15 protein-coding genes are annotated in these 13,693 nt (G+C 68.2%); 9 read left to right on the top strand and 6 right to left on the bottom strand.

All coding sequences use genetic code 11. The annotated features are described in order from the left end of the window. Nucleotides 1–145: 145 nt before the first annotated feature. Nucleotides 146–874, bottom strand: coding sequence for an ABC transporter permease (locus tag CON77_RS05955; RefSeq protein WP_101048217.1), 729 nt, complete (start codon nucleotides 872–874; stop codon nucleotides 146–148). 113 nt (nucleotides 875–987) lie between these two features. On the opposite strand from CON77_RS05955, the gene CON77_RS05950 reads away from it, so the two are divergent. Further along, complete coding sequence (locus CON77_RS05950) at nucleotides 988–2,118, top strand: substrate-binding domain-containing protein (protein WP_101048216.1); 1,131 nt, start codon at nucleotides 988–990, stop codon at nucleotides 2,116–2,118. On the opposite strand, the gene CON77_RS05945 is transcribed toward CON77_RS05950, so the two are convergent. Both CON77_RS05945 and coaBC read right to left on the bottom strand, forming a co-directional pair. Beyond that, nucleotides 2,078–3,151, bottom strand: a complete 1,074-nt coding sequence (locus CON77_RS05945) for an MBL fold metallo-hydrolase (RefSeq protein WP_232788421.1) — start codon at nucleotides 3,149–3,151, stop codon at nucleotides 2,078–2,080. The two genes, CON77_RS05950 and CON77_RS05945, sit on opposite strands and share 41 nt — an antisense overlap. A gap of 112 nt (nucleotides 3,152–3,263) precedes the next feature. Further along, a complete protein-coding gene (gene coaBC / locus CON77_RS05940) occupies nucleotides 3,264–4,490 on the bottom strand; it encodes a bifunctional phosphopantothenoylcysteine decarboxylase/phosphopantothenate--cysteine ligase CoaBC (RefSeq protein WP_101048215.1) in 1,227 nt (408 codons plus the stop codon). A 71-nt stretch (nucleotides 4,491–4,561) separates the two neighbouring features. Between coaBC and pyrG the strand changes: the two genes are divergently transcribed. The 6 genes from pyrG to CON77_RS05910 all read left to right on the top strand — a co-directional run bounded on the left by pyrG (nucleotide 4,562) and on the right by CON77_RS05910 (nucleotide 9,585). Next, a complete protein-coding gene (gene pyrG / locus CON77_RS05935) occupies nucleotides 4,562–6,214 on the top strand; it encodes a CTP synthase (RefSeq protein ID WP_101048214.1) in 1,653 nt (550 codons plus the stop codon). Nucleotides 6,215–6,290: 76 nt separating this feature from the next. Next, nucleotides 6,291–7,148, top strand: a complete 858-nt coding sequence (kdsA, locus tag CON77_RS05930) for a 3-deoxy-8-phosphooctulonate synthase (protein ID WP_101048213.1) — start codon at nucleotides 6,291–6,293, stop codon at nucleotides 7,146–7,148. A 9-nt stretch (nucleotides 7,149–7,157) separates the two neighbouring features. After that, on the top strand, nucleotides 7,158–7,466 hold the full coding sequence (locus CON77_RS05925) for a DUF1330 domain-containing protein (protein WP_101048212.1): 309 nt from the start codon (nucleotides 7,158–7,160) through the stop codon (nucleotides 7,464–7,466). 33 nt (nucleotides 7,467–7,499) lie between these two features. After that, entirely contained in the window at nucleotides 7,500–8,783 is a 1,284-nt protein-coding gene (eno, locus tag CON77_RS05920) for a phosphopyruvate hydratase (RefSeq protein WP_101048211.1), read from the top strand. 26 nt (nucleotides 8,784–8,809) lie between these two features. Next, nucleotides 8,810–9,094 (top strand): FtsB family cell division protein, encoded by a 285-nt coding sequence (locus tag CON77_RS05915; RefSeq protein WP_101048210.1) that lies wholly within the window; start codon nucleotides 8,810–8,812, stop codon nucleotides 9,092–9,094. Beyond that, the gene (locus CON77_RS05910; RefSeq protein ID WP_101048209.1) at nucleotides 9,091–9,585 is read left to right on the top strand and encodes a hypothetical protein; all 495 of its coding nucleotides are present in this window, start codon (nucleotides 9,091–9,093) and stop codon (nucleotides 9,583–9,585) included. The genes CON77_RS05915 and CON77_RS05910 overlap by 4 nt, the downstream gene beginning before the upstream one ends. Here the strand turns inward: CON77_RS05910 and hslO are convergent. Together hslO and CON77_RS05900 are read right to left on the bottom strand one after the other, a co-directional pair. After that, entirely contained in the window at nucleotides 9,542–10,522 is a 981-nt protein-coding gene (hslO, locus tag CON77_RS05905; protein WP_101048208.1) for an Hsp33 family molecular chaperone HslO, read from the bottom strand. The genes CON77_RS05910 and hslO overlap by 44 nt on opposite strands. Nucleotides 10,523–10,532: 10 nt before the next feature. After that, a complete protein-coding gene (locus tag CON77_RS05900; RefSeq protein WP_101048207.1) occupies nucleotides 10,533–11,057 on the bottom strand; it encodes a gamma carbonic anhydrase family protein in 525 nt (174 codons plus the stop codon). A 16-nt stretch (nucleotides 11,058–11,073) separates the two neighbouring features. On the opposite strand from CON77_RS05900, the gene CON77_RS05895 reads away from it, so the two are divergent. Continuing rightward, on the top strand, nucleotides 11,074–11,946 hold the full coding sequence (locus CON77_RS05895) for a ferritin-like domain-containing protein (protein ID WP_101048206.1): 873 nt from the start codon (nucleotides 11,074–11,076) through the stop codon (nucleotides 11,944–11,946). 15 nt (nucleotides 11,947–11,961) lie between these two features. Here the strand turns inward: CON77_RS05895 and xerD are convergent, their stop codons facing one another. Next, the gene (xerD, locus tag CON77_RS05890) at nucleotides 11,962–12,864 is read right to left on the bottom strand and encodes a site-specific tyrosine recombinase XerD (protein ID WP_101048205.1); all 903 of its coding nucleotides are present in this window, start codon (nucleotides 12,862–12,864) and stop codon (nucleotides 11,962–11,964) included. A gap of 30 nt (nucleotides 12,865–12,894) precedes the next feature. On the opposite strand from xerD, the gene gloB reads away from it, so the two are divergent. Then, a complete protein-coding gene (gloB, locus tag CON77_RS05885; protein WP_101048204.1) occupies nucleotides 12,895–13,668 on the top strand; it encodes a hydroxyacylglutathione hydrolase in 774 nt (257 codons plus the stop codon). The last annotated feature ends 25 nt before the right edge of the window (nucleotides 13,669–13,693 follow it).

The raw sequence follows: 13,693 nt of genomic DNA, 5'->3' as shown, positions 1-13,693 counted from the left end.
TCGATGCGCAGGTCCAGCCCCCGCAAGGCATGCACCTGGCGCGCGGCCCCCAGGTACACGTCCACGCCCTGCCATTCGAACACCGCTCCTCCGTCACCGCGGTGGCCCGCAGCGGGGGCCACACATTCGCTGCCCAGCACGGCCCTCATGCCGGCACCGCCCCCGCCACACCGGTGTCGGCGCGCTCCCGCCAACGGCGCACGGCGCCCACCGACGCGTTCAACAGCAGCACCACCGCCAGCAGCAGCACCCCCAAGGCCAGGGCCAGGGGCAGATCGCCCTTGCTGGTTTCGAGCGCGATCGAAGTGGTCATCACCCGGGTGAAGCCATCGATGTTGCCGCCCACGATCATCACCGCCCCGACTTCGGCCACGGCCCGGCCGAACACCGTGATCACCACCGTCAGCAAGGCATAGCGCTCGTCCCAGGCCAGCAGGGCGGCGCGCCCGAGCGTGCCCGCTCCCAGGGAGCGCAGCTGTTCGCCGTGCTGGCGCTCGGTGTCTTCGACCACTTGGCGGCTCAAGGCCATGGCCACCGGCAACACCAGCAGGGTCTGGGCCAGCACCATGGCCTGGAAACTGAACAGCCAGCCCAGGAAACCCAGCGGCCCGGAACGCGACAGCAGCAGGTACACCACCAGCCCCACCACCACCGAAGGCATGGCCAAGGCGGTGTTGAGCCCGGTGATGAGCGCAGAACGCCCGGCAAAGCGGGCCACCGCCAGCCAGCTGCCCACCGCCAGCCCCAGCGCGCTGGCCAAGAGGCAGGCCAGCCCGCTGACCGCCAGCGACCGCCCCACCACCGTCCACAGGGTCGGGTCCAGCGCCACCACCAGTGAGGCGGCCATGGCGATGCTGTCGCTGAAGGTGTTCATGTCAGGCGCATCCTAGCGGGCACGCCACGGTCGCGCACTCGGTGTTGCCCAGGTATGCACATCCATGCATAAGGCACTGACGCCCACCGGGCCGCTGGTGCACACTCGCGGGCATGCGCAAAGTGCAACTCAGTTACCAGCTCAGCGCCCTGCGCGACCAGGAAGCGCTCATCCACAACCCCTTGATCGAATTGCTCTACGCCGTGCGCACCCAGGGCTCGATCTCGGGCGCGGCGCGGGCCGTGGGTCTGTCCTACCGCCACGTGTGGGGACAACTGAAAGAGTGGGAGCGCCTGCTCGGGCAGGAACTGATCGTGTGGGAGCGCGGCCAGGCGGCGCAACTCACCGCCTTCGCCGACAAATTGTTGTGGACCGAGCGCCTGGCTCAGGCCCGCCTGGCCCCCAAGATCGAGGCCCTGCGCGCCGACCTGGAGCGCACCCTGGCGCTGGCCTTCGAGCCGACGGCCCACGTGCTCAGCCTCTACGCCAGCCACGACGACGCCCTGCCCCGGCTGCAGGACTTCGCCGCCACCACCTCGGCCTTGCACCTGGACATCCAGTTCTGCGGCAGCGTGGACGCCATCCGCGCCCTCAACGAAGGGCGCTGCGCCCTGGCCGGCTTCCACGCCCGCAGCACCCCCGCAGCCGACAGCCTGACCGGCCGCACCTACCAGCCGCTGTTGCAGCCGGGCCTGCACAAGCTGATCGGCTTTGCCACGCGGGTGCAGGGCCTGATGGTGGCGCCGGGCAACCCGCTGCGCATCGACAGCCTGGCCCGCATCGCCAAGTGGAAGCTGCGCTTCGTCAACCGCGCCCCGGGCGCCGGCACCCGCGTGCTGCTCGACGAATTGCTGGCCGAAGCCGGGCTGACGGCCGAGATGCTGTCGGGCCACGACCGCTGCGAACCCTCACACAGCGCGGTGGCGCTGGCGGTGGCCAGCGGCACGGCCGACGCGGGCCTGGGCACCGAAGCCGCCGCGCGCGCCCGTGGCCTGGACTTCGTGCCCCTGCTCACCGAGCACTACCACCTGGTCTGCCTGAAAACCGCCCTGGAGCAACCCGCCGTGCAGGCCTTGCGCACGGTGCTGGCCTCGCCCCCGTGGCTGCAGCAGTTCGAGCAACTGCCCGGCTACACCCCCGACCACAGCGGCCAGGTGCGCCCGCTGCGCAGCCTGCTGCCGTGGTGGCAGTTCAAGGAAGCGCTCAAAAAGCCGCCTTCTCCGCCTCCAGGTACGCCAGGCTGACGTACTTGCCGATGTTGCTGTCGAAACCCGCCATCTGCTTGGCGCGGCGGGCCACGCGCGGGTCTTTCAACACCGCGGCCTTGGCCTCTTCCACCCCCTGGCCGGCCTCCACCGCCTTCAGGCAGGGCTCGTAAATGCCGGCCATGAAGGTGCCGTAGTCCTTCAGCAGGGTTTTGCTGGGGCGACCGTGGCCCGGCACCCACAGCTGCTCGCCGGCGGCCTTCGCGATCGCCTCGTAATACCGGAACGTGCCGACGTAGGAGCCATCGTCCAGGTTGGCGATGCGGTTGTCCATGGCGATGTCGGCCACGTAGGTGAGCCGGTCCTGCACCACCTCCACGCACAGGTCGGAATGGGTGTGGGCGCGACCGTAAAAATGCATCTTCAGGGTCACGTCCCCGAACTGGTAGGTCTGGCCGTGTTCGGTCGGGCGGTTGGGCGCGTGCACCTGGGTGCCCAGGGTGGCCTGGTTGGTCCAGCGCTCCATCAGGCTGCGCCAGAGGCTGCCCTCGGCCCCCCGAATCTGCTCGATCGTGTGCGGCAGGGCGTAAATGGGCAGGTTGGCGCCATAGGCCTTGACGAAAGCGTGGTTGCCCAGCCAGTGGTCGCCGTGGTAATGGCTGTTGAACACCGCCACCACCGGCCGGTCGGTGACGCGGCGGATCATGCGAATCGCCATCTCACCGATCTGCAGGGAGCACCCGCTGTCCAACACCACCACGCCGGCCGAGGTCAACACGAACACCACGTTGGCCATCAGCCCCTGGTTCTCGGGGGTGGGGAAACCGTCTTTGGCGTACACCATCCAGACGTGCTCCGACAGGCGCTCGGCCGGCACGTCGGGCACCGGCGGGCCGGCAATGAAATCCTGCACCTGCTGGGCGAACAGCCGCACCTCGGGCACCGCCATCAGGCCCGCGCCGGCCAGGCCCATGCCGCCCGCCCCCCACAGCCAACGGCGGCGCGACCAGGCCGCATCGGCCGCCACGGCGGACGCACCAGCGCGAAGGGAAAGGAGAAATGGACGGGTCATGCGGGTCTCCTGGGTGGCATTCGGGCCGGATACGACCGACCGAACATCATTTAATAAACATTGACTGATGTTTATTGTCGGGCGCTCCTGCCCGCCTGTCAAAAAATCCGGATCAAACTTGAGCCGCGGCACCCAGGCGCCGGGCGATCTCGGCCACCAACTGGCGCGCCAGATTGAGCTTGGGTGCGTGCGACAGTTCGCGGTAGCCCTCGGCGTCCACCAGCAGCAGCGCGTTGTCGTCCTGACCAAAGGTGGCCGGGCCGATGTTGCCCACCAGCAGCGGCACGCCCTTGCGGGCGCGCTTGGCCTGGGCGTGGGCCAGCAGGTCGTGGCTTTCGGCGGCAAAACCGACGCAGTACAGTGCACCGCAGCGCGCGCGTTCGCCCTGGGCCACGCCGGCCAGGATGTCGGGGTTCTCCACAAAGTCCAGCGCCGGCGGCAGGCCGGAACCATCTTTCTTCAGCTTCTGGTCGGCCGCCGACGCCGGACGCCAGTCGGCCACCGCGGCGGCGGCCACGAACACCGTGGCACCCTCCACCTCGGCCTGCACCGCCGCCTGCATCTGCAGGGCGGACTGCACGTTCACGCGCCGCACGCCCCAGGGCGTGGGCAGGTGCACCGGGCCGGCCACCAGCGTCACCTCGGCACCGGCTTCCTGCGCCGCCCGGGCAATGGCAAAGCCCATTTTGCCGCTGCTGTGGTTGGTGATGCCGCGCACCGGGTCGATGGCTTCAAAGGTGGGGCCGGCCGTCACCAGCACGCGCTGGCCCGCCAGCCACTTGGGCTGGAAGTGGGCGATCAGGGCATCGCACAGCTGTTCGGGCTCCAGCATGCGGCCGTCGCCCACTTCGCCGCAGGCCTGGTCGCCCTGGCCCACGGGCAGCACCACCGCGCCGTCGGCACGCAGTTGCGTCACGTTGCGCTGGGTGGCCGGGTGCGCCCACATCTCGCGGTTCATGGCCGGCGCCAGCAGCAGGGGCGTGCGCTCCAGCGGGCGGGCCAGGCAGGTCAGGGTCAGCAGGTCGGCGGCGCGGCCCTGCGCCAGTTGCGCCAGCAAGTCAGCACTGGCCGGAGCGATCACGATGGCGTCCGGCTCGCGCCCCAGCTTGATGTGCGGCATATTGTTCGGCTCGCGCGCGTCCCACTGGCTCAGCAACACCGGCTGGTTGCTCAGGGCCTGCATCGTCACCGGGGTGATGAACTGGGTGGCGGCCTCGGTCATCACCACCTGCACCGTGGCCCCGGCCTTGATCAGCAAACGGCACAGCTCGGCCGATTTGTAGCAAGCGATGCCCCCCGAGAGGCCCAGGACGATGTGTTTGCCGGCGAGGTCGTTCATGGGCGGGAATGTACACCTACTTTTATAATCCCCATTTCCTCACCCGCGGGCCGCTTTGGCTCGCCTGCGACATGACCAAATTTGTATTCGTGACCGGTGGCGTGGTGTCCTCTCTGGGCAAGGGCATCGCCTCCGCCTCGCTGGCTGCGCTCCTCGAATCGCGCGGCCTCAAAGTCACCCTCATCAAGCTGGACCCGTACCTGAACGTGGACCCCGGCACCATGTCGCCCATGCAGCACGGCGAGGTGTTCGTGACCGACGACGGCGCCGAAACCGACCTGGACCTGGGCCACTACGAGCGCTTCATCAACACCCGGATGAAGAAGGCCAACAACTTCACCACCGGCCAGATTTACAAGTCGGTGCTGGAAAAAGAACGCCGCGGCGACTACCTGGGCAAGACCGTGCAGGTGATTCCGCACGTGACCAACGAGATCCAGGAATTCGTCAAGCGCGGCGCCGGCTACGGCACGCCCGAGGCGGTGGACGTGGCCATCGTGGAAATCGGCGGCACAGTGGGCGACATCGAATCCCTGCCGTTTGTTGAAGCGGTGCGCCAGCTCAGCCTGCGCCTGGGCCCCAACAACGCGGCCTTCGTGCACCTGACTTACGTGCCGTGGATTGCCGCCGCCGGCGAACTGAAAACCAAGCCGACCCAGCACACGGTGCAGAAGCTGCGCGAAATCGGCATCCAGCCCGACGCGCTGCTGTGCCGCGCCGACCGCCCGATTCCCGACGACGAGCGCGAAAAGATCAGCCTGTTCACCAACGTGCACAGCTGGGGCGTGATCTCCATGCCCGACGTGGACACCATCTACAAAGTGCCGCGCGTGCTGCACGAACAGGGCCTGGACGGCCTGATCTGCGACAAGCTGCGCCTGAACACGCCGCCGGCCAACCTGAAACGCTGGGACGACCTGGTGTTCGAGGTGGAAAACCCGCAGGCCACGGTGCAGATCGCCATGGTGGGCAAGTACGTGGACCTGTCGGACAGCTACAAGTCCGTCAACGAGGCGCTGCGCCACGCCGGCATGCGCAACCACGTCAAGTCGCAGATCACCTACATCGATTCCGAAACCCTGGAAAGTCAGGACGTGGCCCAGGTGCTGGCGAAGTTCGACGCCATCCTGGTGCCCGGCGGTTTCGGCAAGCGCGGCGTGGAAGGCAAGATCGCCGCCGCCCGCTACGCCCGCGAACACAAGGTGCCTTACCTCGGCATCTGCCTGGGCATGCAGGTCGCCACCATCGAGTTCGCCCGCCACCAGGCCGGCCTGGCGGGCGCCAACTCCACCGAATTCGACCCGCACACACCGCACCCCGTCATCGCCCTGATCGACGAGTGGCAGGACGCCGACGGCAGCATCCAGAAGCGCGACGCCAGTTCCGACCTGGGCGGCACCATGCGCCTGGGCGCGCAAAGCTCCGACGTGGCCCCCGGCACACTGGCCCACCAAATCTACGGCGACGTGGTGACCGAGCGCCACCGCCACCGCTACGAGGCCAACACCCAGTACCTGGACAAACTGCGCGCCGCTGGCCTGGTGATTTCCGCGCTCACGCAGCGCGAGCACTTGACCGAAATCGTCGAGCTGCCCCAGTCCGTACACCCGTGGTTCGTGGGCGTGCAGTTCCACCCCGAGTTCAAGTCCACCCCCTGGGACGGCCACCCGCTGTTCAACGCCTTCGTCAAGGCCGGGCTGGCGCAACACAAGGCCAAAATCTGATGGCCCCCACGCTCACTTTGCTCGCTGCCCCCCGAGGGGGTCTCACCCCCCTTGAGGCGGCTCTGCGGAGGCTGACATGAAACTCTGCGGCTTCGACGTCGGGCTGGACCGGCCCTTCTTCCTCATCGCGGGCACCTGCTCCATCGAGGGGCTGGAGATGTCGCTCGACGTGGCCGGCCAGTTGAAGGAAATCTGCACGTCCCTGGGCATCCCGCTGATTTACAAGGGCTCCTTCGACAAGGCCAACCGCTCCTCGGGCAGTAGCCAGCGCGGCGTGGGCTTGGACAAGGGCCTGAAAATTCTTGATGAGGTGCGCCGCCAACTGGGCTTGCCCATCCTGACCGACGTGCACGACGAATCTCAGGTCAAGGAAGTGGCCAGCGTGGTCGATGTGCTGCAGACCCCCGCCTTCCTGTGCCGCCAGACCGACTTCATCCGCGCCGTGGCGCAGTCGGGCAAGCCGGTGAACATCAAGAAGGGCCAGTTCCTGGCCCCGTGGGACATGAAAAACGTCATCGACAAGGCCCGCGACGCCGCGCGCGAAGTGGGCCTGCCCGAAGACAACTTCCTGGCCTGCGAACGCGGCGTCAGCTTCGGCTACAACAACCTGGTGGCCGACATGACCAGCCTGGCCGAGATGCGCAAGTCCGGCGCCCCGGTGGTGTTCGACGTGACCCATTCGGTGCAAAAGCCCGGCGGCTTGGGCAACGTCAGCGGCGGCGCGCGCGAGATGGTGCCGGTGCTGGCCCGTGCCGGCGTGGCCGCGGGCGTGGCCGGCCTGTTCATGGAAACCCACCCTTGCCCGTCGCAAGCCTGGTCGGACGGCCCCAACGCCGTGCCACTCAAGCACATGAAAGCCCTGCTGGAAACACTGGTGCAACTCGACCAGGTCACCAAGCGCAGCGGCTTTCTGGAAAACCATTTCAACGCCTGACACGCCGCCATGCCCAGCGCCTACCTCATCGTCGACATGCAGATTGCCGACCTCGAACAGTACCAACGGTACATGGCCGAGGCCCCGGCCGCCGTGCAAGCGGCCGGCGGCGAATACCTGGTGCGCGGGGGGCGGAACGAAGTGCTGGAAGGCGACTGGACCCCGTCGCGCATGGCCATGCTGCGCTTCCCCAGCTACGAACAGGCCAAGGCTTTCTACGACGGCGAGATGTACCGCCAGGCCCGGGCCCAGCGCGAAGGCGCCACCCAGTTTTTCAACATGATTTTGGTCGAAGGCGTGGCCCAGCCCGTGTTCTGACCCACCCCAGTTTCAAACATCGAAAGGTAATCCATGAGTGCAATCGTTGATATCGTCGGCCGCGAAGTGCTGGACAGCCGTGGCAACCCCACCGTGGAATGCGACGTGCTGCTCGAAAGCGGCGTGATGGGTCGCGCCGCCGTGCCGTCGGGCGCCTCCACTGGCAGCCGCGAAGCCATCGAGCTGCGCGACGGCGACAAGGGCCGCTACCTGGGCAAGGGCGTGCTGAAAGCCGTGGAAAACATCAACACCGAAATCAGCGAGGCCGTGCTGGGCCTGGACGCTTCGGAACAAGCCTTCCTCGACCGCACCCTGCTGGACCTGGACGGCACCGAGAACAAAAGCCGCCTGGGTGCCAACGCCATGCTGGCCGTGTCCATGGCCGTGGCCCGCGCCGCCGCCGAAGAAGCCGGCCTGCCGCTGTACCGCTACTTCGGCGGCAGCACCAGCATGCAAATGCCGGTGCCGATGATGAACGTCATCAACGGCGGCGCCCACGCCAACAACAACCTGGACATCCAGGAGTTCATGATCCTGCCGGTGGGCGCGCCTTCCTTCCGCGAAGCCATCCGCTGGGGCGCCGAGGTGTTCCACGCGCTCAAAAAGATCATCCACGACAAGGGCATGAGCACCGCCGTGGGCGACGAAGGCGGGTTTGCCCCTTCCGTGGCCAACCACGAAGCCGCCATCCAGCTCATCCTGGAAGCCATCGACAAGGCCGGCTACACCGCCGGCGAGCAGATCGCCCTGGGCCTGGATTGCGCCGCCTCCGAGTTCTACAAGGACGGCAAGTACCACCTGGAAGGCGAAGGCCTGGTGCTGAGCGCCGAAGAGTGGACCAACATCCTGGCCACCTGGGTCGACAAATACCCCATCATCTCCATTGAAGACGGCATGCACGAAGGCGACTGGGACGGCTGGGCCCACCTGACCGAGCGCCTGGGCCAGAAGGTGCAGCTGGTGGGCGACGACCTGTTCGTCACCAACACCAAGATCCTGAAGGAAGGCATCCAAAAAGGCATCGCCAACTCCATCCTCATCAAGATCAACCAGATCGGCACCCTGACCGAGACCTTCGAAGCCATCGAAATGGCCAAGCGCGCCGGTTACACCGCCGTGATCAGCCACCGCTCGGGCGAAACCGAAGACAGCACCATCGCCGACATCGCCGTGGGCCTGAACGCGCTGCAGATCAAGACCGGCTCCATGAGCCGTTCCGACCGCATGGCCAAGTACAACCAGCTGCTGCGCATCGAGGAAGACCTGGGCGACGTCGCCTCCTACCCCGGCCGCGACGCGTTCTACAACCTGCGCTGATCGCGCGCACGTTCGAGCCCCCCACCATGAACGCACGCCTGGTCGCGGTGCTGTTGCTGGTCTTGCTGGGCATCCTGCACGGCCAGCTGTGGTGGGGGCGCGGCAGCGTGCCCCAGGTCCGGGCACAGCGCGAGGAGCTGGCGCAGCACGACCAGGCCAATGCCCAGGCGCAGTGGCGCAACGAACAACTGGCCAACGAGGTGCGCGACCTGCGCGAGGGCCTGGACATGGTCGAGGAAATGGCGCGCCAGGAACTCGGCATGGTCAAGCCGAACGAAATTTTCGTGCAGATCAACCGGCCGACGCCATGAGCGCACCGGCCGCCCCCGGGCGGGTGCTCCTGCTGGGCCAGGGCGCACTTCAGGTCGCACGCGAGTGCCGGCAGCACCCCAACGCCGCCCCGGGCACAACCTGGGAGGCCCACGAAGACCTGATGGCCTGTCAGGCTTCCCGCAACTGGACCGACTGGCGCCGCGCACCCGGCAGCGCGCGCGGCCTCCTGCTCGCCGCCGATGCCCGAGATGCGCAGGCCAGCGCCACCGAAGACGCCTTCCGCCTGGCCCTGTCAGGGGCCGGTTTGCCGCACCAAGTCATTTACCCGCAAGCGGGCCGGCACACGCCGGCGGTGCTGCAGGCGCTGGGTTGGGCGCCGGCCCCCAGCCCCATGCGGCGCCTGCGCCGTTCCTGCGCCGACTGCCTGGACGCAGCGTGCGAACACCGGCTGTTCCAGGATCTGCTGGCGCAACGCGCCGAGCGCGTCACTGCAGGCGATCGGACGCCGGAGGCTGCTGCGGCTGGCTGAGGAAAATCTGTGCGGCGTCCACCGGGTCGAACCGGTATTTGGCCCCGCAGAACTCGCACCCCACCTCCACCTCGCCGCGCTCGGACAGGATGGACTCGACCTCGGCCACCCCCAGTCCATGCAGCATGCGCCCCACCCGCTCGCGCGAGCAGGTGCACGAGAAGCGCGGCCGCACCAGCCCCTCGGCCGGTACAAAGCGCTGCAAAGGCTCCTGCCAGAACAGGCGGTGCAGGATGGTGTCGGCGTCCAGCGTGAGCAATTCCTCGCGCTGGAGGCTGGCCGCCAGCATGGCGATGCGGTTGTAGTCCTCGCTCTGGCCGATCGCGTCCTCGCGGGCCTGGGCCGCGGCGGTGCCCGAGAGGTTGGCCTCGCCGGTGCTGGGCAGGCGCTGGATCAGCAGGCCCGCGGCGATCTGGTCGTTGGCGGCCAGCACCAGGCGCGTGTCCAGCTGCTCGCTCTGCAGCATGTAGTGCTCCAGCACCTCGTGCAGGCTTTCCAGCATCTCGCGGCGGTCGCCGTACAGCGGCACCACGCCTTGGTAGGGCTGCTGACCGGGCAGGCGGTCCTGCGGGTCCAGGGTGATGGCGCAGCGCCCCTGGTTGTTCACGTTCACCATCTGGCTCAGGGGCACCCCGTCGGCCACCTCGCCGGTGACGGTGGCGGTGGCGCGGAAACCGAAATTCGGCTGCACCTCGGCCACGGCCAGCTTCAATGGCCCGTCGCCCATGATCTGCAGCACCAGCGAGCCGTTGAACTTGATGTTGCCCTGCATCAGCACCGCCGCGGCCGACATTTCGCCCAACAGGCCGGTGACCGCACTCGGATACGCGCCGGACTCGGCGTGGCGGCGCAACACCTCCTGCCAGCTGTCGGTCAGGCGCACCAGCATGCCGCGCACCGGCAGGCCTTCGAACAAGAATTTGTGCAATTCGGACACGTGCGCTCCCTCAACCCAGCTTCTTCAGGCCGCGCTGGTAGCGGCGGGCGTTGTCCACGTAGTGCTGGGCGCTGCGACGCAGGCCCTCGATCTGCTCGGGCGTGAGCTGGCGCACCACCTTGGCCGGGCTGCCCAGGATCATCGAACCGTCTGGAAACTCTTTGCCTTCGGTCACCAGCGCGCGCGCGCCCACCAGACAGTTTTTCCCGATCTTGGCGCCGTTGAGCACCACCGCCCCAATGCCAATGAGGGACTCGTCACCGATGGTGCAACCGTGCAGCATCACCTGGTGGCCCACCGTCACGTTCTCGCCCACCGTCAGCGGAAAACCCACGTCGGCGTGCAGCACGCTGCCGTCCTGGATGTTGCTGCCGCGGCCCACGGCGATGGTTTCGGTGTCGCCCCGGATCACCGTGCCGAACCAGACGCTGCTGTCTTCGGCCAGTGTCACCGCCCCCATCACCTGGGCGCTGTCGGCCACGAACGCGGTCGGGTGGACCTGTGGGGCCTGATCGTCGAGTTGGTATGTGCTCATGCCTAGAATTGTACGGATGCACGCTTTCCCCTCCGACCCGACCGGCGAACTGCGCCGCGCCGCCCTGGCGGCCCTGGCCTGCCCCGACCCGGCCGGCAAATGCGCACAGGTGGACGCCCTGTGGGCCCAGGCCGAAGCCCTGCCACTGGATGCCGACACCCCACTGGCGGACGGGGCAGCACGCGAGCCGGCGCTGGCCGCCGCCCTGGCGGCCCTGCCGGGACGGCCCCCACGCCCCCGGCTGATCGAGCCGGGCCGCGTGCCCCAGCGTTCGCCTTTCACACCCGAGGGCCACGCCGCGCTGGTCCACGCCATCTGCCACATCGAATTCAACGCCATCAACCTGGCGCTGGACGCGGTCTGGCGCTTTGCCGGCATGCCGCGCACGTTCTACCTGGACTGGCTGCGCGTGGCCGCCGAGGAGGCCGAACACTTCGGCCTGCTGCACGCCCACCTGCAAAGCCTGCCGCGCGCCGCCGCCCCCTGGCACTACGGCGATTTCGATGCCCACGATGGCCTTTGGGCCATGTGCGAGAAAACCGCCGGCGACATCACCGCGCGCATGGCCCTGGTGCCGCGCACCCTGGAAGCCCGCGGCCTGGACGCCACACCGCTGATCCAGGCCAAGCTGCGCAAGGTGGGCACGCCCGAGGCGCTGCGGGCCATCGAGATCCTCGACACCATCCTGCGCGACGAGGTCGGGCACGTCGCAATCGGCAACCACTGGTACCGCTGGCTGTGCGAACGGCAGGGGCTGGAGCCGGTGGCGCACTACCGCGTCCTGGCCCGGCGGCACAGTGCACCGCGGCTCAAGCCCCCCTTCAACGACGAGGCGCGCCGCCGCGCCGGCTTCAGCCAGGCCGAGCTGGACTTTCTGCTGGGCGCCTGAACCCGTGCCCGGCCATCAGCCGCGCGGGTGGTGCTGGGCGTGCAGCTGCTTGAGCCGTTCGCGCGCCACGTGGGTGTAAATGGTGGTGGTGGAAATGTCGGCATGCCCCAGCAGCAGCTGCACCACGCGCAGGTCGGCGCCGTGGTTCAACAAATGGGTGGCGAAGGCGTGGCGCAAGGTGTGCGGGGACAAGGGCGCGGTGATGCCGGCGCGCTGCGCGTACTTCTTCACCAGCACCCAGAACATCACCCGGGTCATGCGCGCCCCGCGTGCGGTCACGAACAGGTCCTCCGACAGCTGCCCCGCCAGAATCGCCGACCGCGACTCGGCCAGGTAACGCCGCAGCCAGTCCGCGGCCACATCGCCAAAAGGCAGCAGGCGCTCCTTGCTGCCCTTGCCCTGCACCCGCAGCACCTGGTCGGGCAAGCTCAGTTCAAAGGTGCGCAGCCCCACCAGCTCGCTCACACGCAAACCGCTGGCGTACATCAGTTCCAGCATGGTGCGGTCGCGCAAGCCCAGCGGCTCGCCCACGTCGGGGGCGTGCAACAAGGCCTCCACCTGGGCTTCGCTCAGGGTCTTGGGCACGCGCAGCATCTGCTTGGCCGTCAGCAGCTTCAGCGTCGGGTCCTGCAGCACCAAGCCCTCGCGCAAGGCCCATCGGTAGTAACGCTTGAACACCGTCAGGCGCCGGTTGCTGCTGCTGGCCTTGCTGCCGGGCAGGCGCCAGGCCATGTAGGCCAGCAACTCGGCCTCACCGGCGCTTTCCAGGGTCCGGGATGCTTGACCGGCCCGTGCCCCGCCCGGGGCGGTGTCGTTCAGCCAGGCGGCGTAACGGGCCAGGTCGCTGCGGTAGGCCTCCAGCGTATTGGCCGACAGGCCGTCTTCCAGCCACAAGGCATCGATGAAACGCTCCAGCACTCAAACACCCGTCGCGGCTAAGATCATGCGATGACTATGCCACACCCCATCCCGGCGTTCACCGACAACTACATCTGGGCCCTGCACGACGGCCGTCAGGCCTGGGTGGTGGACCCCGGCGATGCCGGCCCGGTGTTCGACTGGCTGCAGCAGACCGGCGTGGCGCTGGCCGGCATCCTGCTGACCCACCACCACGTCGACCACACCGGCGGCGTGCCGGCGCTGCGCCAGACCACCCAGGCCCCGGTCTACGGCCCCGCCCACGAGGTGCTGCCCGAACCGGTGACGCGCCTGGGCGAGGGCGACACGGTGGACGTGCTCGGCCACCGCTTCCAGGTGCTGGAAGTGCCGGGCCACACCGCCGGGCACATCGCCTACTTCACCCCCGACCTCGGCGGCAGCCCCCTGCTGTTCTGCGGCGACACCCTGTTCTCCGCGGGCTGCGGCCGGCTGTTCGAAGGCAGTCCGGCGCAGATGCTCGATTCGCTCGACCGCCTGGCCGCCTTGCCCGGCCCGACCCGGGTGTGCTGCACCCACGAGTACACCCTGAGCAACCTGCGCTTTGCCGCCGCGGTAGAGCCCGGCAACGCCGCCTTGCAAGCCCACACGCAGTGGTGCCAGCAGCGCCGCGCCGCCGGCCTGCCCACCCTGCCCAGCACCCTGGCCACCGAGCGCGCCATCAATCCTTTTTTGCGCAGCCGGGAACCCTCGGTCGTGGCCGCGATCCAGCATCAATCGCCCGACGCCACCGAGCCGGTGGCCCGATTCGCGGCCCTGCGGCGCTGGAAAGACGGTTTCCGCTGAGCCTGCCCGCCACCCGGGCGGGCAC

This window comes from Macromonas nakdongensis (assembly GCF_002837145.1).
GTDB classification, from domain to species: Bacteria; Pseudomonadota; Gammaproteobacteria; order Burkholderiales; family Burkholderiaceae_C; genus Macromonas_B; species Macromonas_B nakdongensis.
The sequence above is the reverse complement of the archived record's forward strand: the minus strand, read 5'-3'. Positions and strand labels throughout refer to the sequence as shown.